The organism is Streptomyces sp. NPDC002868, assembly GCF_055563295.1.
Window position 1 is genome coordinate 45,986 of record NZ_JBVHDR010000017.1, and the last position, 24,327, is coordinate 70,312.

26 protein-coding genes and 1 riboswitch are annotated in these 24,327 nt (G+C 69.5%); of the genes, 11 read left to right on the forward strand and 15 right to left on the reverse strand.

Annotated elements, in window-relative coordinates; translation table 11 throughout:
* Positions 1-230 precede the first annotated feature (230 nt).
* Positions 231-2,195 carry a bifunctional glycosyltransferase 87/phosphatase PAP2 family protein gene (locus ACZ3H8_RS34525; RefSeq protein ID WP_467408607.1) on the forward strand — a complete coding sequence of 655 codons (1,965 nt, stop codon included), beginning with the start codon at positions 231-233 and terminating at the stop codon, positions 2,193-2,195.
* Positions 2,196-2,319: 124 nt separating this feature from the next.
* On the opposite strand, the gene ACZ3H8_RS34530 is transcribed toward ACZ3H8_RS34525, so the two are convergent.
* Positions 2,320-2,925, reverse strand: a complete 606-nt coding sequence (locus ACZ3H8_RS34530) for an NADPH-dependent FMN reductase (RefSeq protein ID WP_467408501.1) — start codon at positions 2,923-2,925, stop codon at positions 2,320-2,322.
* Positions 2,926-3,079: 154 nt separating this feature from the next.
* Between ACZ3H8_RS34530 and ACZ3H8_RS34535 the strand changes: the two genes are divergently transcribed.
* Positions 3,080-3,934, forward strand: a complete 855-nt coding sequence (locus ACZ3H8_RS34535) for a helix-turn-helix domain-containing protein (protein ID WP_467408502.1) — start codon at positions 3,080-3,082, stop codon at positions 3,932-3,934.
* 9 nt (positions 3,935-3,943) lie between these two features.
* On the opposite strand, the gene ACZ3H8_RS34540 is transcribed toward ACZ3H8_RS34535, so the two are convergent.
* On the reverse strand, positions 3,944-4,303 hold the full coding sequence (locus ACZ3H8_RS34540; RefSeq protein WP_467408610.1) for an ATP-binding protein: 360 nt from the start codon (positions 4,301-4,303) through the stop codon (positions 3,944-3,946).
* 119 nt (positions 4,304-4,422) lie between these two features.
* Between ACZ3H8_RS34540 and ACZ3H8_RS34545 the strand changes: the two genes are divergently transcribed.
* From ACZ3H8_RS34545 to ACZ3H8_RS34555, 3 genes are all read left to right on the forward strand, one after another.
* Positions 4,423-5,256, forward strand: a complete 834-nt coding sequence (locus ACZ3H8_RS34545; RefSeq protein WP_467408505.1) for a helix-turn-helix domain-containing protein — start codon at positions 4,423-4,425, stop codon at positions 5,254-5,256.
* Complete coding sequence (locus tag ACZ3H8_RS34550; protein ID WP_467408507.1) at positions 5,231-5,491, forward strand: DUF397 domain-containing protein; 261 nt, start codon at positions 5,231-5,233, stop codon at positions 5,489-5,491. Before ACZ3H8_RS34545 ends, ACZ3H8_RS34550 begins: the two co-directional genes overlap by 26 nt.
* Positions 5,492-6,000: 509 nt before the next feature.
* Complete coding sequence (locus ACZ3H8_RS34555) at positions 6,001-6,210, forward strand: DUF397 domain-containing protein (RefSeq protein ID WP_467408509.1); 210 nt, start codon at positions 6,001-6,003, stop codon at positions 6,208-6,210.
* Between the two features lie 64 nt (positions 6,211-6,274).
* Here ACZ3H8_RS34555 and ACZ3H8_RS34560 read toward each other — a convergent pair whose 3' ends face one another.
* Both ACZ3H8_RS34560 and ACZ3H8_RS34565 read right to left on the reverse strand, forming a co-directional pair.
* Positions 6,275-7,141: a helix-turn-helix domain-containing protein gene (locus tag ACZ3H8_RS34560; protein WP_467408611.1), complete on the reverse strand. Its 867-nt coding sequence runs from the start codon at positions 7,139-7,141 to the stop codon at positions 6,275-6,277.
* A 649-nt stretch (positions 7,142-7,790) separates the two neighbouring features.
* On the reverse strand, positions 7,791-9,035 hold the full coding sequence (locus ACZ3H8_RS34565) for a cytochrome P450 (RefSeq protein WP_467408511.1): 1,245 nt from the start codon (positions 9,033-9,035) through the stop codon (positions 7,791-7,793).
* 264 nt (positions 9,036-9,299) lie between these two features.
* Between ACZ3H8_RS34565 and ACZ3H8_RS34570 the strand changes: the two genes are divergently transcribed.
* Positions 9,300-10,469, forward strand: a complete 1,170-nt coding sequence (locus ACZ3H8_RS34570; RefSeq protein ID WP_398993575.1) for a steroid 3-ketoacyl-CoA thiolase — start codon at positions 9,300-9,302, stop codon at positions 10,467-10,469.
* A 134-nt stretch (positions 10,470-10,603) separates the two neighbouring features.
* Here the strand turns inward: ACZ3H8_RS34570 and ACZ3H8_RS34575 are convergent, their stop codons facing one another.
* The 6 genes from ACZ3H8_RS34575 to ACZ3H8_RS34600 all read right to left on the reverse strand — a co-directional run bounded on the left by ACZ3H8_RS34575 (position 10,604) and on the right by ACZ3H8_RS34600 (position 17,089).
* Positions 10,604-11,029 carry an aggregation-promoting factor C-terminal-like domain-containing protein gene (locus tag ACZ3H8_RS34575; protein ID WP_307663761.1) on the reverse strand — a complete coding sequence of 142 codons (426 nt, stop codon included), beginning with the start codon at positions 11,027-11,029 and terminating at the stop codon, positions 10,604-10,606.
* 316 nt (positions 11,030-11,345) lie between these two features.
* Positions 11,346-12,176, reverse strand: a complete 831-nt coding sequence (locus ACZ3H8_RS34580) for an ECF transporter S component (RefSeq protein WP_467408514.1) — start codon at positions 12,174-12,176, stop codon at positions 11,346-11,348.
* Complete coding sequence (locus tag ACZ3H8_RS34585) at positions 12,173-13,972, reverse strand: ABC transporter ATP-binding protein (RefSeq protein WP_467408517.1); 1,800 nt, start codon at positions 13,970-13,972, stop codon at positions 12,173-12,175. Before ACZ3H8_RS34585 ends, ACZ3H8_RS34580 begins: the two co-directional genes overlap by 4 nt.
* Positions 13,969-15,171, reverse strand: coding sequence for an energy-coupling factor transporter transmembrane component T (locus tag ACZ3H8_RS34590; RefSeq protein ID WP_467408518.1), 1,203 nt, complete (start codon positions 15,169-15,171; stop codon positions 13,969-13,971). Before ACZ3H8_RS34590 ends, ACZ3H8_RS34585 begins: the two co-directional genes overlap by 4 nt.
* Before the next feature lie 20 nt (positions 15,172-15,191).
* Positions 15,192-15,848, reverse strand: coding sequence for an SCO2322 family protein (locus tag ACZ3H8_RS34595; protein ID WP_467408520.1), 657 nt, complete (start codon positions 15,846-15,848; stop codon positions 15,192-15,194).
* Positions 15,848-17,089, reverse strand: coding sequence for a prenyltransferase/squalene oxidase repeat-containing protein (locus tag ACZ3H8_RS34600; protein ID WP_467408522.1), 1,242 nt, complete (start codon positions 17,087-17,089; stop codon positions 15,848-15,850). The genes ACZ3H8_RS34595 and ACZ3H8_RS34600 overlap by 1 nt, the downstream gene beginning before the upstream one ends.
* 129 nt (positions 17,090-17,218) lie before the next feature.
* Positions 17,219-17,291, reverse strand: a riboswitch (cobalamin riboswitch).
* A 221-nt stretch (positions 17,292-17,512) separates the two neighbouring features.
* Between ACZ3H8_RS34600 and ACZ3H8_RS34605 the strand changes: the two genes are divergently transcribed.
* Positions 17,513-17,764: an SCO4226 family nickel-binding protein gene (locus ACZ3H8_RS34605; RefSeq protein WP_467408525.1), complete on the forward strand. Its 252-nt coding sequence runs from the start codon at positions 17,513-17,515 to the stop codon at positions 17,762-17,764.
* Between the two features lie 85 nt (positions 17,765-17,849).
* Here ACZ3H8_RS34605 and ACZ3H8_RS34610 read toward each other — a convergent pair whose 3' ends face one another.
* Positions 17,850-18,887 (reverse strand): MBL fold metallo-hydrolase, encoded by a 1,038-nt coding sequence (locus ACZ3H8_RS34610; RefSeq protein ID WP_467408526.1) that lies wholly within the window; start codon positions 18,885-18,887, stop codon positions 17,850-17,852.
* Between the two features lie 277 nt (positions 18,888-19,164).
* On the opposite strand from ACZ3H8_RS34610, the gene ACZ3H8_RS34615 reads away from it, so the two are divergent.
* Positions 19,165-19,239 (forward strand): 50S ribosomal protein bL37, encoded by a 75-nt coding sequence (locus ACZ3H8_RS34615; protein ID WP_099504217.1) that lies wholly within the window; start codon positions 19,165-19,167, stop codon positions 19,237-19,239.
* A gap of 44 nt (positions 19,240-19,283) precedes the next feature.
* Here the strand turns inward: ACZ3H8_RS34615 and ACZ3H8_RS34620 are convergent, their stop codons facing one another.
* Positions 19,284-19,757: a MarR family winged helix-turn-helix transcriptional regulator gene (locus tag ACZ3H8_RS34620; RefSeq protein ID WP_467408529.1), complete on the reverse strand. Its 474-nt coding sequence runs from the start codon at positions 19,755-19,757 to the stop codon at positions 19,284-19,286.
* 57 nt (positions 19,758-19,814) lie between these two features.
* Here ACZ3H8_RS34620 and ACZ3H8_RS34625 point away from each other — a divergent pair, with 57 nt between their 5' ends.
* The gene (locus ACZ3H8_RS34625; RefSeq protein ID WP_467408531.1) at positions 19,815-20,645 is read left to right on the forward strand and encodes an alpha/beta fold hydrolase; all 831 of its coding nucleotides are present in this window, start codon (positions 19,815-19,817) and stop codon (positions 20,643-20,645) included.
* 75 nt (positions 20,646-20,720) lie between these two features.
* On the opposite strand, the gene ACZ3H8_RS34630 is transcribed toward ACZ3H8_RS34625, so the two are convergent.
* The gene (locus ACZ3H8_RS34630; RefSeq protein WP_467408534.1) at positions 20,721-21,329 is read right to left on the reverse strand and encodes a DinB family protein; all 609 of its coding nucleotides are present in this window, start codon (positions 21,327-21,329) and stop codon (positions 20,721-20,723) included.
* Between the two features lie 109 nt (positions 21,330-21,438).
* Positions 21,439-21,741 carry a CGNR zinc finger domain-containing protein gene (locus ACZ3H8_RS34635; protein WP_467408535.1) on the reverse strand — a complete coding sequence of 101 codons (303 nt, stop codon included), beginning with the start codon at positions 21,739-21,741 and terminating at the stop codon, positions 21,439-21,441.
* Between the two features lie 157 nt (positions 21,742-21,898).
* On the opposite strand from ACZ3H8_RS34635, the gene ACZ3H8_RS34640 reads away from it, so the two are divergent.
* Both ACZ3H8_RS34640 and ACZ3H8_RS34645 read left to right on the forward strand, forming a co-directional pair.
* Positions 21,899-23,359, forward strand: coding sequence for an aldehyde dehydrogenase (locus ACZ3H8_RS34640; protein ID WP_467408537.1), 1,461 nt, complete (start codon positions 21,899-21,901; stop codon positions 23,357-23,359).
* Entirely contained in the window at positions 23,359-23,592 is a 234-nt protein-coding gene (locus ACZ3H8_RS34645) for a ferredoxin (RefSeq protein ID WP_467408538.1), read from the forward strand. Before ACZ3H8_RS34640 ends, ACZ3H8_RS34645 begins: the two co-directional genes overlap by 1 nt.
* A 46-nt stretch (positions 23,593-23,638) precedes the next feature.
* Here the strand turns inward: ACZ3H8_RS34645 and ACZ3H8_RS34650 are convergent, their stop codons facing one another.
* Positions 23,639-24,286: a TetR family transcriptional regulator gene (locus ACZ3H8_RS34650; protein WP_467408539.1), complete on the reverse strand. Its 648-nt coding sequence runs from the start codon at positions 24,284-24,286 to the stop codon at positions 23,639-23,641.
* Positions 24,287-24,327 lie beyond the last annotated feature (41 nt).

Sequence of the window (24,327 nt, forward strand, 5' to 3'; positions counted from 1 at the left end):
GGTGCCGTCCGCGAGATGTCCCGAGAGATATTCAGCCAAAACGGGGTGACAGTCAGGCGAAGAGGGGGTTGCCTGAGTCTCCTTCATGGAGCAATGCGAGGCTCTGTGAACCAGAAACGCGGAACGTAGCGGAACGTCAACGCGAAACGTAGCGGAACGTAGGGGAGGCGCGGCGCGACGTGGCGAACGCGGAGCACAGCGTACGCGGGAGTGCGACGACGAACACGAGGATGGGCGCGGCCAGGGCCGCCCTCTGGCTCGTAGCCGCCGTACTTGCGATACGCCAGACGGCGGCGGTGCTCCGGCAGCCGCCCGGTGAGCGGCTGACCGACCTGGAGACCTGGATCGGCCAGAACGGCGTCCTGCATGTGAAGGGCTCGCTGTACGACGCCGACAAGTTCACCGGCACGCCCTTCGCCGGACTCGTGCTCAAACCACTGGCCCGCTCCGCCGAGCAAAGCCTCGGCGTCGCCTGGACCTTCGGTACTCTCCTGCTCGTCGTAGGCATAGGCCTGGTCGTCGCCCGCGCCCTGCCCGGCCCGGTCTCGCGCCGCAGCGGCCTGCTCGCCGCGCCCATCGCCATCAGCCTGCTGATGCTGTCGCTGCCCGTACGCAACAGCTTCTACCTCGGCCAGACCAGCATCATCCCGGTCCTGCTCGTCCTCCTCGGCTGCTTCGCCGCGCGCGGGGAGAGATCCTCGGGCGTACTGATCGGCCTCGGCGCGGCCCTTCAGCCCACCGTCCTCCTCTTCGCGCCACTGCTCTGGTTCACCGGCCGCAGAAGCGCCGCCGTCAGCTCGGCAGGCACCTTCGCCGCCCTCTCCGCGCTCGCCTGGGCCGCGCTGCCCAGCGACTCCTGGACCTACTGGGTGCACCATGTCGCGGGCGCGGGCCTCGGCGCACGCCCGGACAGCCTCGCCAACCAGTCCGTGCACGGCGCACTGCTCCGCTTCGGCCTCGAGGGCCCGCTCGAGATAGCCCTGTACGTCGCCCTCGCCGCCGTCGTCTGCTGGTTCGGCCTGCGCCGCGCCGTCCGGTACGCCCAGGACGGCCAGCTCCTCCTCGCCGTCGCCCTCACCGGCTGCGCCGCCGTCGCCGTCTCGCCCACCGCCTGGCAGCACCAGCTCCTGTGGGTGCTCCTCGCCGTCGTCGGCCGCGTCGGAAGGCGCGCCTCCGACCGCATGCTCTGGCCGGTCCTGATCATCCTGGCGATGACCCTGCCCGGGAAGATGCTGCTGCCCAACATGGCGGTGCTCTACCCCGTACGCGACAACGTCCTGCTGATCGCCGCGCTCGCCGCGGCCTGCGCCGTGCCCTTCCTGCCGCGCACCTCGCCGTACTTCCGCCGGCCCGTCCCCACCGAGTACGCAACGCCCGCCCCGGCCCGCTGGGCCCAGCTGCCGCTGCTGCCCTTCTGGCGGCGCGTCCTCAGCCGCCCCAATCTGCTCCTCGAACTCCTGGTGATCCGGGTCGGCTACTCCGTCTACTCGCACATCCGCGCCGCCGCGACCGGGGGCGTCGCCGCAGCCGAGGAGCACGGCCGCCAGATCATCTCCGTCGAGCAGGCCCTCGGCCTCGACATCGAGCACTGGGTCAACCATGCGGTGGTGAACGCGAAGTGGGCCGAAGCCTTCTTCGACTTCTACTACACGTCCTTCCACTTCGTGGTCCCGCTCGCCATCCTCGGCGTCCTGTACGTCCGCCGCCCCGCCGACTACCGCTGGGCACGCTCCTCGCTCGCCTTCGCGACGGTCCTCGCGCTCCTCGGCTTCTGGCTCTACCCGCTGGCCCCGCCGCGCCTGATGCCCGGCATGGGCTTCATCGACACGGTTCACGGCCCGCAGGACCTCGCCAACCCGGACTACGGCGCGATGACCGCCGTCACCAACCAGTACGCGGCCATGCCCTCGCTGCACTTCGGCTGGTCCCTCTGGTGCGGCCTGGTCGTCTTCATCCTCGCGCCCAAGCTGTGGATGAAGCTCCTCGGCCTGCTCCACCCGCTCTTCACCGTCTGCGCGATAGTCGCCACCGCGAACCACTGGGTACTCGACGCGGCGGGCGGAGCGGCGGTGGTGGGCGCGGGCTTCGGCCTCACGTACGTACTGGCCGGTCGGCGCGATCTCCTGGTGCCCCAGGGCGCGGTGCCGCCCGCGCGGACGCCTGTCGAAACCCCGGTCCCGGCCGCGCCGAAGTAGTGCGCGCGCCCCAGGGAGTACGGGCCGTGCCCGCACCCCCTGGGGTGGATCGTCGCGTTCAAGCCAGCATCCACCGGCGCCGCCGGTTCCGCCACTTGGGCGCTACCGGGACTAGTCGCAGTCCTCAATGCGCCGTGGTGTACGGGCGGTCGCGCCGGGCGTCGTGGAGGACCGAGCCCCACCACAGGAGCTGGTCGAGCAGTACCTTCGCGGCGCCATTGGGGCCCTCGGGGTCCCTGAGGATGCCGTCGGGGCCGAAGAGCTCGTAGTACCGGGGGAAGGCGACGTAGTCGCGGACCGTGTGGGCCTGCAACTCGCCGAAGACCTGGCGCAGCTGCTCCACCGCCAGGATGCCGCCGCTCCCCCCGCTGTAGCCGACAAAACCGACCGCCTTGGCCTGCCACTCGGTGTAGTGCCAGTCGATGGCCGCCTTCAGCGAGGCCGGGAAGCTGCGGTTGTACTCCGGCGTCACCACGACGATCGCGTCGGCCGCCGCGATCCGCCGGGTGAGGCCCGCCATCTCTGCGGGACGGGCCATGTCGGGCTCGAGCGCCGGCGGCACGGGCGGCAGCTCGAGCGGCAGGGGTGTATCCGCGAGATCGATGAGGTCCACAGTGAACTGGCCGTGCTGCTCGGCCTGCTCGACGAACCACCGCGCGACTACTGGGCCGAACCGGCCCTCCCTGACGCTCCCGATGATCACCGCGAGGTTGAGGGTCTCACTGGGCATGGCTGTGCTCCTTCTCCGCAAGTCAGTAGGTGACAGGTGACCTCGGTGGTCACGACTCTCAACCTGCCGGGTGGGGCGGAGACCAGGAAGGCCGGGCCGATACTGGTAGTGGCAGGGCCACGATCCCGGCGGCCGCGCCTGTTACGTTCGCAACGTGAGCGACAACGAGCTGGGCATGTTCCTGCGTATCCGCCGTGAAGCCGTCACACCCGCCGAGGTGGGGCTGCCCACCGGCCCCCGCCGCCGCACGCCGGGCCTGCGCCGGGCCGAGCTGGCCACGCTCGCCGGAGTCAGCGTCGAATACGTGACACGGCTCGAGCAGGGACGCGACCGCCGGCCGTCCGCGCAAGTGCTCTCCGCGATGGCCGACGCGCTACGGCTGACCGCAAGCGAACGGATCCACCTGCACCGCCTCGCCAAGGGGGCCGAGGGCGGCTTCACTTGCATGGGCGGCGCGACACCGGCCCGCGCGGTGCGCCCCACCGTGCGGGCGCTGCTCGACCGCCTTGAGCCCGCCCCCGCCGTGCTACTCAACCGGCTGAGCGAGATCCTCGCCTGCACCGCAGGTTACGAGCGGCTGGCAGGACCCATCGGTCTGCTGGACGGCAGGCCGCCGAACCTCGCCCGCTTCGTGTTCACCGACGACCGGGCGCGGACCGCCTACCCCGACTGGGACCGCATCGCCGACGAACAAGTCGCCGCCCTCAAGCAAGGGCCGTTCCGGGCGGATCAGCATGTCGCGGCGCTCGCGGACGAGTTGACCGTCGTCGCCGGGGCGACTTTCGCCGAGCGCGTGGACACCCTGCCCGGCCTCCCGAAGTCCAGCGGCGTAGCACGGCTGATCCACCCCGAGGCGGGCGAGCTGCGCCTGGCGTACGAAACCCTCGAACTGGCCGCCGACGACGACCAGCGCCTCATCGTCCACCTCCCCGCCGACGACGCCACATCCGCCGCGCTCGACCGCCTCACCGGCCGCATGCCGGGCGCGCTGCGCGCGGTGTCCGGCTGACGCGGGCGGTCAGTGGCCCACCTCGAACCACACCGTCTTGCCTGGTCCGCGTCTTGTTTCCACGCCCCACTTGTCCACCACGGCATCCAGCAGAGCAAGCCCTCTGCCCGACTCCTCGTCCGCGCCCGCGTCGCGGGCCAGCGGCAGCCCGGGCGCGCGGTCGGTGACCTCGACACGTAGGCCTTCCGGATGCCGCAGGATCAGCAACCCGCAGTGCCGGTCGGGCACATGGCGTACGACGTTGGCGAGCAGCTCGGTCACGGCCAGCTCGGCGGCGTCGGTCAGTTCGGGCATGCCCCACACGCCGAGGTAGCTGCGCACGATCCGCCGGACGTGCCGTGCGGAGTGCTCGCCGACGGTGAAGCGCATGCCGTACTGGGAAAGTTCTTCGTTCACGGTACGAGCGTGAGCTGTGTTGACTACTCTCGGCTACGGGCCGGATACAACGTGCCCTGCCGTTGGCGGAGTTGAACGAGGGGATGCCCGCCATGACCCACATCAATGTCCTCGACCCGAGCGCGTCGCCGCTGGACTACTACGGGTACGAGCTGCGGCGCTACCGGGAAGCGGCCAGCCTCACGCAGAAGCAGCTCGGCGCGATCATCAACTACACGGGGTCGCTGGTCGGCCAGATCGAGACGGCGCGGAAGCTGCCGACGGTGGAGTTCAGCGAGCGTGTGGATGTTGCGCTGGGGACGGGTGGGTTGCTGTCCCGGCTGCTCGATCTGGTGTTACGGAGCCAACTCCCCGCGTGGTTCCGGCAGATCGCGGAACTTGAGGCGCGGGCGACGGAGATCTACGCGTTCCAGGCGCAGCTCGTGCACGGCCTCTTGCAGACGGAGGCGTACGCGAGGGCGGTGCTCGGCGTGATGGACCCGACCGATCTCGACCGCCGTGCGGCGGCTCGGCTGGCGCGACAGCGGATCCTGGAGAAGGAGGAGCCGCCCGTGCTGTGGGCGGTTCTCGGCGAGGGAGTGCTGCACCAGGAGGTCGGCGGGCCGGAAGTCATGCGGAGGCAACTGGTGCACTTGTTGTCCTGCTTGGACAACCCGCGGGTGAATGTGCAGGTTCTGCCCTTTACGGCCGGGGCTCATGCTGGGCTGCTCGGGTCGTTCACGCTCTTCCGTTTCGAGAGCGACCCGGCCATCGTCTATAGCGAGGACTATGAGACCGGACATCCGACCGCGAATCCGGTTGAGGCCAGGGCACGTTCGCTCCGTTACGATCACCTCCAGGCCGCGGCCCTGTCCTTACAGGACTCGGCGGAGCTGATCCGGCAGGTGATGGAGGAGCGTTATGGGGAGCAGCACGCAGTGGCGTAAGTCGAGCTACAGCGGCGACACGGGCGGCGAGTGCGTGGAGTGCGCCCCCCTCAACGGTGCCGCCTGGCGCAAGTCCAGCTACAGCGGCGACACGGGCGGCTCGTGTGTCGAGGTCGCCGAAACCCCGCACACCGTCGCCGTACGCGACTCCAAGAACCCCACCGGCCCCGCCCTCACCCTCGCCCCGGCCGCCTTCACAGCCTTTGTCTCGGCCGCCGCGCGGGGCGACCTCTAGCCAGGGTCGGCCCTTGGATGCGTCAGCCTGCTCGCAGGCTGACGCATCGACCTCACTTGCCTTGCAGCCACCAGACGATGATCGAAATGGCTGCTGTGCCTAAGGCTGTACTGGCGCCTTTCGCAGCGTGTGCCGCTGCCGTACGCCCCCATCCCTTCCACTGTTTACTTGCGGCGGCACGGATGACTCCCGGGCCTGAGTCGCTAGACTTCACGGGTGGAGTGTCCTTTCCCAAGATCAACCGGCGAGGATGCTCGGAAGGGGGAGCTCCCGGGCCGGATGCCTGCCAGCGAGGCCTAGAGGGCTCCCTCTTTGCTGCCCGCAGTCGCTCCGGAGAGTCGACTCTTAGCAGCTGACTTCTTGCACTGTTGTCTCCCTGTTTGCCCTCATTTCCCCCGTATTGTTGGTTGCTCGGGTCTGCCGCCGCCTGCCAAGGGCGCGCCCTTGGCAGGCGGCGGAGGCTCATCCATAATCAATTTGATTGCATCAAATTGAGCCGTGGAGGCGTAGTGGAAGCCGCCCACCCTGTTCTGACATGGCGGAAAAGCTCCCATAGCGAGCCGAATGGCAACTGCGTGGAGATCGCTGAAGTCGACGGCGTCTTCGTCCGCCATTCACAGTGCCCAGGGCCTGGCATTCTGACGTTCGGACGTGGGGCATGGCAAAGGTTCGTCCGACATGTGAAAGATCCTGCAGGAACGTTCCGTACAGCGCCGTAACCGCGCTGCAATCCATCGATTTCTTGTCGGCGTTTTCTTGCATTTCACGTACCCCCCATCCTGTCTAGCCGGAGAACAGGACCTCTTCGCTGACTTCTTGTGCGACGCCCTTCTCTACCTTCCAGAAGGCGTCCAGGTAGTCCGCCGGCTGTTTCCTCCTGCTGCCACCCGGTGTCTTTTCGCTCAAGAGCACCTCACCCTCGGGCGTTTCAAGGTATGCGACGATGTCATCGTCGTCGCTGAAGAATTCGAAGATGACGTACGGGGTCCTGAAGAATGGATAGATCCCGGCCGTGAAGGGCACGTACATGACCTTCGCGTTGGGCATTTCATTGACTGTCAGCAGCCGCTCGTGCTGTTGACGCATGATTGCTTCGCTGCCGATGGTGCGACGTAGGGCTGCTTCGTCCAGGATGAAGTAGAACTCTCCGGTATCGGCTTGCAGGACGCGGTCTTGTCGTTCCATCCGGAGCTGGACCCTCAACTCCAGGTCATCGCCGCCTGCGCCCTCCCCGCCCGCCGCGAAGCCTGTCATCAGTGCCCGTGTGTAGGCCTCAGTCTGAAGGAGGCCGGGTGTCACATTTCGCTCGTAGTTCCGGACGATCGAGGCCGATCCCTCGTATGCCAGGTACGCCTGGAAATCGGCTGACATGACCGAGCGATAGGGGGAATACCACGGAAGTTGGCGAGCTGACCGCGCCAGACTGATGAGTTCTTGAGCCTGCCCATCTTCGGTGATGCCATAGGTCGTCAGGAGAGCCATGGCATCGGTGACACTGACGCCGATCTTTCCGTTTTCGATCCTGATCACCTTCGATGGGGACCAGTCAAGCTCCTCTGCCACCTGCCGCTGTGTGAGGCCGGCCGATTCCCTGGCCTTCTTCAGCCGGTCACGGAGACGCTGGCGCTGGAAGAGTGGATTTTCGGTCACAGACAACAGGGGTCCCTTCGGTAGCAGAGATGGCGGTGGGGTCATCGGCCATCGGGCTCTCTGCGTTACGTCCCGGGCCGCCTAGGCACCCGGCTTGCTTACGGACGGCCATAGCGCTCCGTGGTGGTCCGCTGATGGGTTCCTACTCGTATGACTTCTCTCAATACTGCATGACGGGAAGTGCCACATAGCAGAAAGCATCCAGACTCATGTCCGAGTAGGCAACCCCCCTCCGCCTCGCCCGTGGGGCATGAGAGAAGGCGTAACAGGCGGAGCGACCTCTGAGGCTCAAGTGACGAAAAAAATTTCACCGAATGGGCCGTTCGGACGTAGGGAGTGCCTTCAGGAAGGGGCCTCCGGCCGAGCGGCGAGGCGAATTGGTCGCGCCGGTCGAGTACGAGCCGGCGCCGAAGGCCGTCGTCGCGCTCGAGAGCCTGCTGTAGCAGGCGCCAGCTGATCGGCACGGGAGGCTGGCGAGGCCGGGGGCGAGAGCGCGGGAGCAACGGAGATCCCGGACCGCAGACATGCTTGTGGGCCCTGACCATGGCGCTCGAAATCGCCATGTGAGGGCTGTGGGGACTCCGGGGTCCCGGCGGGAGGCAGAGGCCTGGCGTGGGTGGATGGCCCCTGCCTCCCACGGCATCGCAGGTCAGCCGTGTGTGACCTGGAGTTCCTTGATGCCGTTCAGCCAGGCCGAACGCAGCCGCCGCGGGTCGCCCGCGAGGCGCAGGTCGGGCAGGACGTCGGCTATCGCGTTGAAGATCAGGTTGATCTCCATCACGGCAAGGGACTTGCCGAGGCAGAAGTGCGGGCCTCCGCCGCCGAAGCCGAGGTGGGGGTTCGGGTCGCGGGTGACGTTGAACTGCTCGGGCGCGTCGAAGACTTCGGGGTCGTTGTTGGCGGATGAGTAGAAGAGGCCGACCCGGTCGCCCTTCTTGATCTGCTGACCGCCCAGTTCCAGGTCCTGGGTTGCCGTGCGCTGGAAGGAGACGACGGGCGTCGCCCAGCGCACGATCTCCTCCGCCGCGGTCTCCGGCCGGTCCCGCTTGTAGATCTCCCACTGCTCGGGGTGCGTGAGAAGCGCGTGCATGCCGTGGCTGATGGCGTTTCTCGTTGTCTCATTGCCCGCGACCGCCAGCAGGATCACGAAGAAGCCGAACTCGTCGTTGGAGAGGTTGCCTTCGTTCTCGGCGGCGACGAGCTGGCTGACGATGTCCTTGGCCGGACACTCCTTGCGGGCGGCGGCGAGGTTCATCGAGTACGAGACGATCTCCATCGCCGCCTCGGCGCCGATCTCTTCGGTGATGGCGTACTCGGGGTCGTCGTACGCCGCCATCTTGTTGGACCAGTCGAAGATCTTGGTGCGGTCCTCCTGCGGTACGCCGATGAGTTCGGCGATGGCCTGGAGGGGGAGCTCGACGGCGATGTTGGTGACGAAGTCGAAGCTGCCGTCGTCCTTCGCGCCGGCGAGCGCGGTCTCGACGATGGTGCGGGCGCGGGAGCGGAGTGCGTCCTCCAATGACCGGACTGCCCGCGGGGTGAAGCCGCGCTGCACGATCTGGCGGACGCGGGTGTGCTCGGGCGGGTCCATGTTGAGCATGATCAGCTTCTGGACCTCGATCTGGTCACGGCTGATGGACTCATTGAAGCGAATGACGGCGGTGTTGGTGTTGGAGGAGAAGAGTTCGGGGTGTGTGGAGACGTGCTTGACGTCGGCGTGACGGGAAACGACCCAGTAGCCCTCGTCCTGGAAGCCGGAGATGCCGGCGGGCTGCGCGCACCACCAGACCGGGGCGGTCTGCCGCATCTGGGCGAACTCAGGGTGGGGGATGCGGGCTTGGAGCAGATCGGGATCGGTGAAGTCGAACCCTTTTGGCAGATGGGGGCAGGACATCGGCAACTCCAGGTCTGGCGGTGGTGTCGGTGACAGCGGCTTGTCTGACGACCCATCAGAAGTTGACCGAAAGGTAGTAACGAGTTCTACAAGTGGCAAGGGTCACGGCGGGATCTGTTGCGGGTAAGGGCTGCAGTAGGGGCGTGCAAGACCCTTGCGTACCGGGGGTAGCACTTATCAGACTGCACAGAGAACTAGAACGCGTACTAGTTCGGCCGTGGGGCGCCGGGACGCTCAGCGGCTGTGTGAGGAGAGGACGAGCTCATGGCCGCGGAACCCGTCATCGTCGAAGCCGTACGCACCCCCATCGGCAAGCGCGGAGGCGCGCTCGCCAATCTGCATCCCGCCTATCTGCTGGGTGAGACCTACCGTGAACTCCTCGGCCGCACCGGCATCCACGCCGACTGCGTCGAGCAGGTGGTGGGTGGCACGGTCACCCACGCCGGCGAACAGTCCATGAACCCCGCGCGGAACGCGTGGCTGGCGATGGGGCTGCCGTACGAGACGGCGGCGACGACGGTGGACTGCCAGTGCGGGTCGTCGCAGCAGGCGAGCCATATGGTCGCGAACATGATCTCGGCCGGGGTCATCGACATCGGGATCAGCTGCGGGGTGGAGGCGATGTCGCGGGTGCCGCTGGGGAGCGGGTCCAAGCACGGGCCGGGGAAGCCGTTCCCCGACGAGTGGAATGTGGACCTGCCGAACCAGTTCGAGGCGGCGGAGCGCATCGCGCGCAACCGCGGTCTTTCGCGGGAACGGGTCGACTCGCTGGGACTGCTGTCGCAGGAGCGGGCGGCGGTGGCGTGGGCGGAGGAGCGCTTCAAACGCGAGACGTTCGCGGTGCAGGTGCCGACGACGGAGGAGGAGCAGGCGGCGGGGCAGGGCATGTGGCGGCTCGTCGACCGGGACGAAGGGCTGCGGGACACGAGCATGGAGGCGCTGGCGAAACTGAAACCGGTCATGCCGACGGCGGTGCACACGGCCGGGAACTCGTCGCAGATCTCGGACGGTTCGGCGGCGATCATGTGGGCGTCGAAGCGGATGGCGCGGGCGCTGAAGCTGAAACCGCGGGCGCGGATCGTCGCGCAGGCGCTGGTCGGAGCGGACCCGCACTACCACCTGGACGGGCCGATCGACGCGACGCGCGCGGTGCTGGGCAAGGCGGGGATGTCGCTGAAGGACATCGACCTGGTCGAGATCAACGAGGCGTTCGCGTCGGTGGTGTTGAGCTGGGCGCAGGTCTTCGAGCAGGACCTGGAGAAGGTCAACGTCAATGGGGGCGCGATCGCGATCGGGCATCCGGTGGGGGCGACGGGGGCGCGGCTGATCACGACGGCGCTGCATGAACTGGAGCGCAGGGACAAGGAGTTTGCGCTGGTGACGATGTGTGCGGGCGGGGCGCTGTCGACGGGCACGATCATTCAGCGCCTGTAGGGGGACTGCCGTCCCCCTACGACCCCCTGCGTCCTCAATCGCCGGAGAATTTCACCCTCGTGGGGGTCCCCCGGACGAAGTCTGGGGGAGTTTGAGGCGCGGGTCCGGGGCGGAGCCCCAGGGGGTGGGCTGGATCAGTACCAGCCCTTGGCCTGCCAGGACGCCCACGCGCCGCACGGGCTGCCGTAGCGCGACTTCATGTAGTCCAGGCCCCACTCGATCTGCGTCGCGGGGTTGGTCTTCCAGTCCGCGCCGGCGGAGGCCATCTTGCCGCCCGGCAGCGCCTGGACGAGGCCGTACGCGCCGCTGGACGGGTTGGACGCGTTCACGTCCCAGCCGCTCTCGTGCGACACGATCTTGCTGAAGCACTGGAACTGAGCCTCGTCGCCAATCATCTTCTGGGCGATCGCCTTGGGGGACCCGGACGGCGAGGCGGGAGCCTCAGCGGCGGTGGCCGGGTTGGCACCGAGCACCATGGCGGCGGAGCTCACCACGAGCGCGGAGCCGACAAAGGCGGCCTTCGGACGGTTGGCGATGCGGCGGATGATCGAGCGAGACACAGAGAGACCTAACGTCGGGTACAGGGCGGTCACGCGGGCATGCCGGAATCTCGTGTGTACGAGGGGGAACCCGGCCGCCTGAAGGGCGCGTTGGGCTCGGTGACGAGCACGGGGCGCCTTGCGACTGGACCAGTTTTAGCGAGCTGCTCGCGCCGCCGCAACGACCCTTGTTACTAGCCGAGCTCGCACCTGGGGTGAAACGCTCCGGGGCTTGACAGGGGACATTCGTGCAGGTCAGGGAATAGATGTGAGGGTTTGTCCGGGTTGATGACGTCTACTATTTCGCTTGGTACTGGCCAAAGGCGTGTGGGGCGGCTCACCCCGGAGGGACCCTCTCAGGGGTCTGAAATGTGACCTGCGCCTCGAAGTTGGCGCGTCGGGTGGCTCGGCGCAGCGCCTTGAGGAGGGTCGAACCGATGGTGAGGGTCAGTACGACGGTGAGCACCGCGCGGCCCAGGTCCCAGCCGAACGAGGTCGCCGCGCAGTAGGTGAGGAAGCGGACCAGGTTCTCGTGGACGGGATCGCCGGGGTGGAAGGAGATGCCGGAGGAGAGGCCGCCGATGTACGTCCAGCCCTGGAGGTTCATCACGGTGCCGTAGGCGAACGAGGCGACCGCTCCGTACGCGCCCAGCATCAGCAGCTCCGCGCGGCCGCGCAGCCGGTCCGGGCCCGGCAGGAGCCCCGCGCCCATCGTGAACCAGCCCATCGACAGCATCTGGAACGGCATCCACGGGCCCACACCGCCGGTGAGCAGGGCGGACGCGAACATCGTGACCGAGCCGAGTACGAAGCCGAAGCCCGGGCCGAGCACCCGGCCGCTCAGCACCATCAGGAAGAACATGGGCTCCAGGCCCGCGGTGCCCGCGCCGAGGGGGCGAAGGGCCGCCCCGACCGCGGCCAGCACGCCGAGCATCGCCACCGCCTTGGCGTCCATTCCGGTGTCGGCGATCGTCGCGACGACGACGGCCACGAGGAGCGGGAGCAGCGCGGCGAAGAGCCAGGGGGCGTCTGCGGAGTGTGCGAGCCCGGAGTCGGCGTCGGCGAGCAGCGGCCAGCCGAAGGCGATGACGCCGATCGCGCTGATCAGGGCGAGGGCGGTGATGGAGCGGGGGCCGAGGCGTACGGCGCGGGCCTGGGGCGTGGTCATAGCGCCTCCCGGACCTGGGCGACGGTCAGCCACTGCTGCGGGGCCAGGACCTTGGCGACCTGGGGCGCGAAGGCGGGGGAGGAGACGACGACCTCGGGGGTCGGGCCGTCCGCGAGGATCTCGCCGTCGGCGAGGATCACCACCCGGTGCGCGAGCTCGGCCGCCAGCTCCACGTCGTGGGTGGCCAGGACGATGGCGTGCCCTTCAGCGGCCAGGGCCCTGAGGATGCCGACGAGGCGGGCCTTCGCCGCGTAGTCCAGACCGCGGGTCGGCTCGTCGAGGAGGAGCAGCGGGGGCCGGCCGGTGAGCACGACGGCCAGCGCCAGGGCGAGGCGCTGCCCCTCGGAGAGGTCGCGGGGGTGGGTCGCGTCCGGCACGCCGGGCAGCAGCTCGCTGACCAGGGCCCGGCAGGAGCCGGGGGCGGCGTTCGCGTCGGCGTCGGCGGCCGTGCACTCGGCGGCCACCGTGTCCGCGTACAGCAGATCGCGCGGCTCCTGCGGGACGAGGCCGACCTGGCGGATGAGCTCGCGGGGGTGCGTGCGGTGGGGGGTGCGGCCGCCGACGAGGACGGTGCCGGAGGTGGGCTCGACCATGCCGACGATGGCGGCGAGGAGGGTGGACTTTCCGGCGCCGTTGCGGCCCATGAGGGCGATGGTCTCGCCGGGGGCGACGGCGAGGTCGACGCGGCTGAGAGCCTCGATGCGCCCGCGGCGAACGCGGAGCGCGCGAACCTCGGCGAGCGGGCCGCCCGAGCTGTCGGGAGCGTTTTTCTCCCCGCCCCCCGCCTTCCCGTTACCGGGGGCTTCGCCCCCGGACCCCCAGTCCTCAATCGCCGGACGGGCTTGATTTCCCGCCGGACGGGCTGGAATTTCCGGCCCTTCCGGGCGGAACATCCAGCCCCGCCGGCGATTGAGGCGCGGGGTCCGGGGCGGAGCCCCGGTTACGGGAAGGGGCGGGGTGGGGGAAAGACCCGCCAGGCGCTCCCGCAGCGCACCGGCCCGACGCCGTGCGTCCCGTACCGACAACGGCAGCGGGTCCCACCCCGCCACCCGGCCCAGCGCCACCACCGGAGGATGCACCGGTGAGACCGCCATGACCTCCGCCGGCGCCCCGATCACCGGGGGCTCCCCGGGCGCGGGCAGCAGGATGACCTGGTCCGCGTACTGCACGACCCGCTCCAGGCGGTGCTCGGCCATCAGGACCGTCGTACCGAGGTCGTGGACCAGACGCTGCAGCACCGCCAGCACCTCCTCCGCCGCCGCCGGGTCCAGCGCCGACGTCGGCTCGTCGAGGACCAGGACCTTCGGGTGCGGCGTGAGTACCGAGCCGATCGCGACGCGCTGCTGCTGACCGCCGGAGAGCGTGGCGATCGGGCGGTCGCGCAGCTCGGCCAGGCCGAGGAGGTCGAGGGTCTCCTCGACGCGGCGGCGCATCACCTCGGGGGCCAGACCCAGCGACTCCATGCCGTACGCCAGCTCGTCCTCGACCGTTTCGGTGACGAAGTGGGCGAGCGGGTCCTGGCCCACCGTGCCGACGAGATCGGCGAGTTCGCGGGGCTTGTGGGTGCGGGTGTCGCGGCCGTCGACGGTGACGCGGCCGCGGAGAGTGCCGCCGGTGAAGTGCGGGACGAGCCCGGAGACGGCACCGAGCAGCGTCGACTTGCCCACACCGGACGGGCCGACGAGAAGCACCAACTCGCCCTCGGGGACGGTCAGATCGATGCCACGGATGGCGGGCGCGTCGGCGTCGCTGTCGCTCTTGCCGTACGTCACCGATACGTCTTCGAAGCGGATCACGGGGTCTCCTTCGAGGGGAGCGGTGCCACGAAGGCGGGGAGCAGGCCGATCAGTACGCTCGCGGCGGGCCACAGCGGCAGCGTCGGCGCGGTCAGCGGTACGACGCCGGGGTGCAGCGCCTCCGGGGCGTATGTACCCGCCCTGATCAGCAGCGCGGCGACGGCCGCGCCGGACCCCGCGACCAGCCAGGAGCGCGGGCCGAAGCGGTCGGGGCGGTAGCGGGTGCGTACGGAGCGGCGCCCGCCGAGGCGCAGGCCCGCGAGCGCGGCGAGCAGCCCGGCGACGAGGAGCGGCAGACCGTACGACGCGCCCGCGGCGGCCAGCAGTCCGTACGAACCAAGGCAGACGCCGAGGAGCCCGCCGAGGGTGAGGAGGGTCGTCGTCCGGCGTACGGCGGGCGGGACCTGGGCGGTACGCCCGTATCCGCGCGCGTCCATCGAGGCGGCGAGCGCGACGGAGCGCTCCAACGCGCCCTCCAGGACGGGCAGTCCGATCTGGGCGATCGCCTTGATGCCGCCGGTGGGGCGGCCGCGCAGACGCCGGGCGGTACGCAGGCGTACGACGTCGGCGACCATGTTCGGCGCGAACGTCATGGCGACGACGACGGCGACGCCGACTTCGTACAGGGCACCCGGCAGCGACTTGAGCAGCCGCGCCGGATTCGCGAGCGCATTCGCGGCGCCCACGCAGATCAGCAGGGTCGCCAGCTTGGCACCGTCGTACAGAGCGAAAAACAACTGCTCGGCCGTGACCCGGCCACCGACGCGGACGCCCTTCGCCCAGTCGGGCAGCGGCACTTCGGGCAGCGTGAACAGGGTGTGCGTACCGGGGATCGGGGAGCCGAGGAAGACGGAGAAGAGCAGCCGGATGACGAGTACGGCGAGGCCGAGCTTGACGAAGGCGCCGTAGGAGCGGGCCCAGGGGGCGTCGGTGCGGCGGGCGGCGACGACGTATCCGGCGACGCCGACGAGGAGGCCGAGGAGGAGGGGGTTGGTGGTCCGGGACGCGGCGGTGGCAAGCCCGAGGGCCCACAGCCACCAGGCCCCGGCGTGAACGGCGTTGCTCCGATTCGCCTCGGGCACCCGGAGCCGGAGCCGCAGTCTGCGGGGGTGGCGGACGCGGGTCGCCTGCGGCGCGGGGGTGCGGGGCGCGGTCCTGTCGGGGTTCGCCCGCGAAGCCACCCACCGGAGAGCAACCATCAACGCCCCCTGGCCCACGCTCACCGCGGACCGGGGTACCTGCGGCGGCGGGACTGCCACACAGCCGCCGCGCCCAGCGCGAGGATCGCCCCGAGGCCGGCGACTATGCCGATCGATGGGCCGCTGTCGTCGGCGGCGCCTGCCTTGGGCGCGGCCGAGGCCTTCGGCTCCGTCGCCGCGACCTGCTCGCCGCAGCCCGTCTCCGGGTAGCCCGAAATCGCGCAGAGCAGCGCCTGGCTGTTGTACCGCAGCGGCTTCGCCACCTCCGCCAGCGCCTCCGCGGTCGTCGCGTCCGGCCGCACCTGCGCGCACGCCACCCGTGACGCCGGGGGCGTCTCGCCCGACGGGGCGTCCGCCTGCGTGCCGGAGTCGATGACGAGCGCGATCCGCTTCGCGCCCGGCTTCGGCCGCGTACCGCCGCAGATCGCCTCGAAGTCCGCAGCCGTACGCGGCTGCGCCGCATCCCCGCTGTCCTCGCTCACCGAGAACCGGAAGCCGTTCACCGAGCCGTCCGCGGGCTTCGCCGTCGCCGGGCCCTGCGTCGCGTACGTCCATGTGCCGCCGCTGCTCTGCCAGAACGACCAGTAGCGGTAGCCGGCCGCCTGCGCCGGACCCGCGCCCAGCACCGTCAGTGCGGTGCCCAGCGCGAGGACCAGGGCGAGCAGTCGCGTACGCATCAGTGCTGCTGGTTCTTGCGGCGGCCGCTGAACAGGATGCCCGCGCCGATGCTGGCGACGAAGAACGCGCCGACGATCCACCACACCCCGGCGTCCGAGCCGGAGTCGGACTTCTCGGCCTTCTCGGGCTTCTCGGAAGCCGCGGACTTCTCCGGTGCCGGGCCCGTCGCGTTCAAGGCCGCCACCAGGTCCGTACCGCCGAAGGACTTCGGGTCCGCGCCGGCCGCGTGCGCCGCCAGGATCAGCTGCGCGTACGCCGCCGGGCCCGACTCCTTCGCCCAGGCCGCGGAGTTCTGCTGCAGCCACGCGAGCGGCTTCTTCGCCTGGTCGCCCAGGCCCTGCGCGGTCAGCGCGACGACCGCGTCCGCCGTGTTGCCGAAGTCCGGCTTCTCGGCCGGGTCCGTCGCGCCCGGCATAGGCGGGGTGTTGAGATGGCCGGTCTTGGCGAGCGCGGCCGCCAGATACGCCGCGCCGTTGTGCGCCGCGCCCTCGACGGTCGTCGACTTCTCGCAGACCGTGCCCTTCGCGTCCTTCGCGCCCGCGGTCACGACAAAGCCCTTGCCGTGCGCACCGAGCACCGCGGCCGCGGTGGAGTCGGCGACCATCCCCGGCTGCTTCGGCTGGAAGAGGAACGCGCCGCCGTCCTTCCCGCCGCACGGCTGCGCGAACGTCAGCAGCGCGTCGTACGGCGTCCTGCCGTCCTTCGACTTCACTGCGTCCGGCGTCTCGCCCGCAGCCGCGAGCGCGCCGATCACTATGGAGGTGGAGTTCGCGTCGCTGGCCCCGCCCGGGTTGTAACCCCAGCCGCCGTCGGCGTTCTGGACGGACTTCAGCCAGCCGGCCGTCTTCTTCACGGTGGCGTCCTGCCCGCCGAGCGCGGCGAGCGCCTGCACGGCGGCCGCGCTCGCGTTGGAGTCCAGCGGCAGCTTCGCGTCGCACGGCTTGGTTGCGTCGGCGCGGTACGAGGGGAAGGCCCCGCTGTCGCACTGCTGACCGGTCAGCCAGTCCACGGCCTTCGCGGCGGGCCTGACGCCCACCGTGTCCTGCGCGAGCAGCGCGAGCGACTGCCGCCAGACGCCGTCGTAGGTCGGATCGCCCGTGCCGTACAGGCCGGACGGCAGCACGGTGGAGGGAGCCGGGGTCGGCGCTGCGATCGCGGCCGGTGCGGCGGCCGAGGCGATGGCCATGCCGAGTACGGCGGAGGCGGCGAGCACTGCGGCGCTGCGGCGAACGGTGGTCATGGCGGGCTGGGCCTCTCCTGCGGGAGCCGGGCACAGGCACGCTGAGGCACCAGGGCTCGGCTCCGTATGCCTCGACGGTGCCTGCCACTGGCGGTTCCGGTGGCAACGAGCCGGTCACGACCGCGTACGGGGCATTCCGACTCACCGCCTGCGACGGCGGCTCACGGCTGCGGGTCAGTGCCGGATTTGCACCGGCTTCCCCCCGTACGGGCATGATGACGACTCGCCCATGTATCTACCGGCCGGTCACCGGCTGGGAGTGGGGCGGACACCCGAGCACGGATGAGGCGGCAACCCGGGTCGCCTCAGGGAGGTGGCGGGCGCACGATGGTGGGAGGAGGACTCCGGCACCAGGGCGGGACGACGCGCCTCCTCATCCGTGCCGAAGCCCATGACCGACGACACGGCTGGAGGTGGCGGGCGATGACCACGTTTATGGATGTCCACCACGGCATGGAGGGCATCACGGCCGAGCAGCTCTCGGCGGCACACCGGGCGGACCTGGAGATCGAGGCGGAGGAAGGAGTGCACTTCGAGCGGGCGTGGGCCGACCCCGACGCGGGAGTCGTGTACTGCCTGTCCGAGGCGCCCTCCGCGGAAGCGGTGAAGCGCATACACGAGCGAACCGGTCACCCGGCCAGCGAAATCCACCCCGTGCCGCTGTCTGTCCAGTAACAACCGAGGCCGGTCCCGCGGCCCCCCGGCGGCCGTCCGTACGGCGCTCCGCGGGACCGCTGGGATCGCCTGCTCTCCGATACGCCTACGCCGCCACGTATTTCGTCTGGACACTGCCCGACAGCGCCTCCGCGCGTCCCAGCTTCACCAGCCGCCGCAGATGCGCCTCCGCCTCCGAGACCGCGATGTTCCGTGACCCGTACGGAATCTGCTCCCAGGGCCGGTTCCACTCCATCCGCTCGGCGACCTGCCAGGGCGTGAGCGGCTCGGCCAGGAGGGCGAGCAGGCCGGTGAGGCGCTCCTCATGATGGGCGAGCAACTCCCGTACCCGGGAGGCCGCGTCGGGGAAGGCGTACTGGTGCGCCGGGAACACCTCGGCAGGGGAGAGGCGGCCCACCCGCTCCAGCGAGTCGAGGTAGTCGCCGAGGGGGTCGGTGACGGTGGTGTCGTCCGGGTCCTCGTACAGGCCGATGTGCGGGGTGATCTCGGGCAGGAGATGGTCGCCGGAGAAGAGCCGGCCATGGCCCGGCCGGTTCGCCGGGTGGGTCTCCTCCAGGTGGAGGCAGACGTGGCCGGGGGTGTGGCCCGGGGTCCAGATGGCGCGCAGCCGTCGGCCCGCCAGGTCGAGGAGCTCGCCGGGGACGATCTCCCGGTCGGGCAAGGCCGCGCGCAGCCCCGGCAGCGTACGTATCCGGCCCGAGGCGCGGGCCGCCCGCAGCGGCTCGATGTGCGCGTCGGGGGCGCCCGCCCTGGTCAGCTTGTCCGCCAAGTAGTCGAGCCAGAGCCCGGGTTCGGCCTCGCGGGTGCGGCGTACCACCGCGCTGTCGGCGGCATGCATCGCGATCCACGCGCCGGAGGCGTCGCGGACCTGCCCGGACAGGCCGTGGTGGTCGGGGTGGTGGTGGGTGATGACGACGCCGTGGATCTCGGCGACGGAGACGCCGAGCGAGCCGAGGCCGGCGGTGAGGGTGTCCCAGGACGTCGGGTCGTCCCAGCCGGTGTCGATGAGGACGGGGCCGCGGTCGGTGTCGAGCAGGTGGACCAGGGTGTGACCGAGTGGGTTGTCCGGGATGGGCACCTCGATGGACCAGACGCCCCCGCCGTGGTCGGTCACCTGCGTCATGAGGCTCTCATCTCTCTTCGGCGGCATGGCCATTGCTCACTATAACTAGAACTGGTTCCAATGGTCGCCCAAGTCGACCGTTGTTCCTGGGGAGTTGACTGACCTGCGGCGATGCCTCGGCTGACTGTCATGGGCTGTCGGTGTTGGTCAACCTCGCGCGCCCCGGGGACGGCCCAGTCGGTAGGCGCTGTGGCCGCGAAACCGCTGATGCGGACACCTCGGGCCGAATCTAGACTGGCGGAGGTGTGGAAAGTCCTGAATGAGGGAGATGTGCGCCATGGCTAAGCGAGGGAACAAGCGACGCGGCCGCAAGAAGAAGAAGGCCAATCACGGCAAGCGTCCCAACGCCTGAGCCGGCCGAGCACGCGGCCGCCGGTTGAAAGGCATCGACGCAAGTCAGTTCACATCGACGTTGTCGAAGAGCTCAAGCATCCTCGTGAGTACCCGTACGCAAGCCGTCACGTCGGCGTCGGTCAGGTCCCCGTCCACCTCACGCAGCAAAGCATGCTCGCGGGCAATCACAGCGGTGATAGCCGCCCTGCCCCGGTCGGTCAGCCGGATCAACGAAGACCGCTGGTGAGCGGGGTTCGGGATGATCTCGACCAGCTGCCCTGCTGCGGCGTCGTTGACCATGCGCTGCACGAACTGTCGGCTCAGCGCCTGTGCGCGGCCCATCTGCGGGACGGTCATGGGTCCGTTTTCGCGGAGCAGGTCCAGGACGGCGCGCACGCCGACGGACAGTCCCTCGATCGGTGCGGCCTGTTCCACCTTGCGCTGCACGCGTCGGTACAGCGGACCCACGAGGTCGAACACCTCCGTGAGCCGGTGGGCGAGGTCATCGGGTGCGAGGGGCGGGTCGGTGTCGGTCACCCCACCAGGATGACACCTTGGTTGCCAATCCCCAAGGAAGATGGCACCTTGGTTGTCATGACTGCTGCTTCTGACATGTTCTCGTTCGAGACCGAGGACGGCCACCTCGCCTACCGCGACGTCGGGGCGGGCCGGCCGCTGGTGCTGCTGCACGGCGGCTACCTGGACCACAGCATGTGGGATGACCAGGCGCCGGTCCTCGCGCGGAACTGCCGGGTGATCGCACCGGACGCCCGCGGACACGGCGGATCCTCCAACGCGAGCAGACCATTCCGTCAGACCGACGACCTCGCCGCGCTGCTGCGTCACCTCGACGTCGGTCCCGCGGTCCTCGTCGGACTGTCGATGGGCGCGAGCATCGCGGTCGACACCGCACTGGAGCACCCCGATCTGGTCCATGCTCTGGTCGTCAGCGGCGGCGGAACCAGTGAGCCCGAATTCCACGACTCCTGGACCAAGGACATCTTCGCCGCGCAAGCTCGTGCCCTGGCCGCCGGCGATGCCGACGGCTGGATCAACGCCGCCCTGCTGTCCGCGGCCGGCCCGCACCGCATGCTCGACGACGTCGACCAGAAGGTCGTGCGACGGCTGCGCGAGATGACCACACGGACGATCGCCAAGCACACCAGCACCGAACATGACTGGACCGTGCCCGTGACCGATACCTGGGCACGAGCAGCGAAGATCACGATCCCGGTGCTGGCCATCAATGGCGGCATCGATGGAGACGACCTCATCGGCATGGCCGAACGCCTCGTACGCACCGTCGCCAACGGCCGTGCGGCAACCGTCGAAGGCACCGCGCACTACCCCAACATGGAACGACCGGATGTCTTCAACGAGATCCTTGAGGATTTCCTGCAGGCCGTATTCGCCCAAGCGAGCTGACGCAGGGCTCTGACGACACCAGGCCGTCGCCCGCCAATGCCAATGCCAACGCCGCACGCGGCCTGACCGACTGAGTCACGACCCATCGGCCCCATGACCGACGGCGTGAACGCCTGTCGCGAATGAGTCCGCAGCCGTCTGGATCGCAGCAACGTACTCCCGCCACCAAGCCTCGTCCCCGAAAGCGTCATGATCAGGACCGGCCCGCCCGTCGATGAGCTCGCGGACGACATCTGCATGGCCGGCATGCTGGGCAGTCTCGGCCACCATCCGAATGAGCAGGACGCCCAAGGTCGTGTCGCGCCTTTCCTCAGGCCAGTGTGCCACCCACCCGGGGGCCTGCAGGTCCAGATCCGCGATGGTCTGATCGCCGTGCGCACAGGCGCGGTTGTAGAGCCCGATCAGGTACTCGCTGGACTCGTCGGGTGTCGCCCACATGTCGGCGCCCTCCCACAGCGAGCCGTCCTCGATCCACGACATGGTCTCCGGCGACGGCCGCTTGAACGAAGCGCCAAGGTACTCGTACTCCACGCCGGCCAGGTGCTTGATGATGCCGAGCAAGTTGGTGCCGGTCGGTGTCATGGGTCGGCGCAGGTCGTACTCGCTCAAGCCGTCAAGCTTGGACAGCAGCCCTGCCCTGCCGGCTTGCAGCTTGCGGTGCAGCTCCTCTTTCAGATCGGACATACTCGCTCCACTCGCCAACGGATGCCTGTACGTCATATCCAAGCATCGGCACCGGCCTTGGCGTGCCATGACCAGCAGAATCGGCCGGCCAAGCGACTGACGGTCCGAGTCAAGGCTTCAGGCGTGAGCGCCGGGAACGATGTCGCTTCACTGCTTCGGTGTTTTCGCAGCGTGCTGTGCAATAACGCCGTCGCCCGTTCCTGGACGTGTCCACAAATGCCCGGGAGCACTCGGAGCGCATGCATCGCCCCAGCCGTGCTCCCCCTTCCCAGCACAGGACGAAGGCGAGGCCACCAGCGGTGACTGCCTTGACCCCGGCTTCACGCTCCGCACGTGCGCACACCCGATGCCGAGCAGTACGCGGCAGGCAGCCGACGCGATGTACGGGCGGGCCCGCAAGCGCCCGCCCCACGGTTCCGCGACGACGCCGCGCAGCTCAAGCAGCCCCCGCCCTGTTGGGAAATCGCTGGTCGGGGGCTCTTTCGTCATGGCCATTGCTCCCTATAACTAGAACTGATATCAGTTCTGAAACAGTGTCAGAAAGCGCCGGGCAGCGGGAGGCAGCAGCCATGACCGAGCTTGTGGAACACGGAAAGCTGTTCATCGGCGGGGAGTTGACCGATCCCCTCGGCGGCGACGTCATCGAGGTCGTCTCGCCCCACACCGAGCACGTCATCGGGCGCGTTCCGCACGCCTCCCGCGCGGACGTCGACCGGGCGGTGGCCGCCGCTCGCAAGGCCTTCGACGAAGGGCCCTGGCCGCGGGCGACGCTGGATGAGCGGATCGCGGTGGTGAGCCGGATCAAGGACGCGATCGCCGTACGGCACGAGGAGATCGCCCGCTCCATCAGCTCGCAGAACGGCTCCCCGTACTCCTGGAGCGTCCTCGCCCAGGCGCTCGGCGCGATGATGGTGTGGGACGCGGCGATCACGGTCGCGCGGGACTATCCGCACGAGGAGCGGCGGGCCGGAGTGCTCGGGCCGATCCTCGTGCTACGGGAGCCGGTGGGCGTCGTCGCGGCCGTCGTGCCCTGGAACGTCCCGCAGTTCACGGCCGCCGCCAAGCTGGGCCCGGCGCTGCTGGCCGGCTGCACCGTGGTGCTCAAGCCCTCGCCCGAGTCGCCTCTCGACTCGTACATCCTCGGCGAGATCGCCAAGGAGGCCGGGCTCCCGGAGGGTGTCCTGTCGATCCTGCCCGCCGACCGGGAGGTGAGCGAGTATCTGGTCGGGCACCCCGGCGTCGACAAGGTGTCCTTCACCGGGTCGGTCGCCGCGGGCAAGCGGGTCATGGAGGTCGCCTCGCGCAATCTCACCCGAGTCACCCTGGAGCTCGGCGGCAAGTCGGCGGCGGTGATCCTGCCGGACGCGGACCTGGAGTCGACGGTCGCCGGGATCGTGCCCGCGGCGTGGATGAACAACGGGCAGGCGTGCGTGGCCCAGACCCGTATCCTCGCGCCGCGCAGCCGCTACGACGAGATCGCCGAGGCGTTCGCGGCGGCGGCCTCCGCGCTGGTGGTGGGCGACCCGCTCGACGCGGCGACGCAGGTCGGGCCGCTGGTGGCCAGGCGCCAGCAGCAGCGTTCGCTCGATTTCATCAGGATCGGCCAGGAGGAAGGCGCCAAGATCCTCACCGGCGGCGGGCGCCCGGCCGGACTGGAGCGGGGCTGGTACGTCGAGCCGACGCTCTTCGGCGGGGTCGACAACTCGATGCGCATCGCCCGCGAAGAGATCTTCGGGCCGGTGATCTGTCTGCTGCCGTACGGGGACGAGAGCGAGGCGGCGAAGATCGCGAACGACTCCGACTACGGGCTCAGCGGCAGCGTCTGGACCGCGGACGTCGAGCGCGGCGTCGATTTCGCTCGGCGAGTCAGAACCGGGACATACAACGTCAATACGTTCAGCCTCGATATGCTCGGGCCGTTCGGTGGCTACAAGAACTCAGGCCTGGGGCGAGAGTTCGGGCCCGAGGGGTACGGCTCGTACCTGGAGCACAAGATGATCCATCTGCCGGCCGAGTACGGGAGTAAGTGATGGGTGACCGCTGGCACGTCGAGGTCGACCGGAGCGTCTGCATCGGCTCGGGCATGTGCGTGAGCCACGCGCCGGACGGGTTCGCGCTGGACTCGGCACGGCAGTCGCATCCGCAGACCGCCGACACCGATGCCAATGAGCAGCTCCTGGCGGCGGCGGAGAACTGCCCGGTGGAGGCGATCGCGATCAGGGTGCTGGAGAGCGGGGAGCCGGTCTTTCCGCCGGAGGGCTAGACGTCGGTGGCGGGCTTGTTTTCCTGCCCGCCCCGAACCCCGCTCCTCAAGCGCCGGACGGGCTTGATTTTCCAGCCCGGCCGGGCGGAGTCTCCGTCAGGTCGATCAGGCGGCACACCGTCTCGATGTCGATCTTCACCTGGGCAATCGACGCCCTGCCCGAGAGCCAGGTGATCAGCGCCGAGTGCCAGGTGTGCTCGATCACGCGGACCGCGGAGAGCTGCTCCGGCGTCGGGTTCTCCAGACCCATCGCGTCCAGGATGATCGCCGTCGTCTGCCGGGACACCGTGTCCACCTCGGGGCTCACGCTGCGGTCCGCGAAGGTCAGCGCCCGCACCATCGCGTCCGCGAGATGCGGCTCCCGCTGGAGCGCGCGGAACGCCCGCATCAGCGTCTCGGCGACCCGTTCCGCCGCGGTGTCCCCGGCCGGGGGCCGCTTGCGCAGCGTCGTGTGCATGTGCTGGAGCTGGTCCTGCATGGTGGCGACCAGCAGGTGGATCTTGGAGGGGAAGTAACGGTAGAGCGTGCCGAGCGCGACGGACGAGGACTCGGCGACCTCGCGCATCTGCACGGCGTCGAAGCCGCCTCGGCTGGCCAGCTGCGCACTGGCGTGCAGGATGCGGCGCCGACGCGCCTCCTGGCGTTCTGTCAGGGGCGGCAACGAGGCCCCCGCAGACTTGGCTTCCGCTCTCATATGTCCCGTTCCATGTGCGAGTCCGGATCGCACAGCATGGC

Excerpts from the sequence above, each read along its gene's own strand:
- ACZ3H8_RS34525 (WP_467408607.1), top strand. The coding sequence starts at position 231 with ATGGGCGCGGCCAGGGCCGCCCTCTGGCTCGTAGCCGCCGTACTTGCG.
- ACZ3H8_RS34530 (WP_467408501.1), bottom strand. The coding sequence starts at position 2,925 with ATGCCCAGTGAGACCCTCAACCTCGCGGTGATCATCGGGAGCGTCAGG.
- ACZ3H8_RS34540 (WP_467408610.1), bottom strand. The coding sequence starts at position 4,303 with ATGCGCTTCACCGTCGGCGAGCACTCCGCACGGCACGTCCGGCGGATC.
- ACZ3H8_RS34545 (WP_467408505.1), top strand. The coding sequence starts at position 4,423 with ATGACCCACATCAATGTCCTCGACCCGAGCGCGTCGCCGCTGGACTAC.
- ACZ3H8_RS34550 (WP_467408507.1), top strand. The coding sequence starts at position 5,231 with ATGGGGAGCAGCACGCAGTGGCGTAAGTCGAGCTACAGCGGCGACACG.
- ACZ3H8_RS34565 (WP_467408511.1), bottom strand. The coding sequence starts at position 9,035 with ATGTCCTGCCCCCATCTGCCAAAAGGGTTCGACTTCACCGATCCCGAT.
- ACZ3H8_RS34570 (WP_398993575.1), top strand. The coding sequence starts at position 9,300 with ATGGCCGCGGAACCCGTCATCGTCGAAGCCGTACGCACCCCCATCGGC.
- ACZ3H8_RS34580 (WP_467408514.1), bottom strand. The coding sequence starts at position 12,176 with ATGACCACGCCCCAGGCCCGCGCCGTACGCCTCGGCCCCCGCTCCATC.
- ACZ3H8_RS34590 (WP_467408518.1), bottom strand. The coding sequence starts at position 15,171 with ATGGTTGCTCTCCGGTGGGTGGCTTCGCGGGCGAACCCCGACAGGACC.
- ACZ3H8_RS34595 (WP_467408520.1), bottom strand. The coding sequence starts at position 15,848 with ATGCGTACGCGACTGCTCGCCCTGGTCCTCGCGCTGGGCACCGCACTG.
- ACZ3H8_RS34600 (WP_467408522.1), bottom strand. The coding sequence starts at position 17,089 with ATGACCACCGTTCGCCGCAGCGCCGCAGTGCTCGCCGCCTCCGCCGTA.
- ACZ3H8_RS34605 (WP_467408525.1), top strand. The coding sequence starts at position 17,513 with ATGACCACGTTTATGGATGTCCACCACGGCATGGAGGGCATCACGGCC.
- ACZ3H8_RS34610 (WP_467408526.1), bottom strand. The coding sequence starts at position 18,887 with ATGACGCAGGTGACCGACCACGGCGGGGGCGTCTGGTCCATCGAGGTG.
- ACZ3H8_RS34625 (WP_467408531.1), top strand. The coding sequence starts at position 19,815 with ATGACTGCTGCTTCTGACATGTTCTCGTTCGAGACCGAGGACGGCCAC.
- ACZ3H8_RS34630 (WP_467408534.1), bottom strand. The coding sequence starts at position 21,329 with ATGTCCGATCTGAAAGAGGAGCTGCACCGCAAGCTGCAAGCCGGCAGG.
- ACZ3H8_RS34640 (WP_467408537.1), top strand. The coding sequence starts at position 21,899 with ATGACCGAGCTTGTGGAACACGGAAAGCTGTTCATCGGCGGGGAGTTG.
- ACZ3H8_RS34645 (WP_467408538.1), top strand. The coding sequence starts at position 23,359 with ATGGGTGACCGCTGGCACGTCGAGGTCGACCGGAGCGTCTGCATCGGC.
- ACZ3H8_RS34650 (WP_467408539.1), bottom strand. The coding sequence starts at position 24,286 with ATGAGAGCGGAAGCCAAGTCTGCGGGGGCCTCGTTGCCGCCCCTGACA.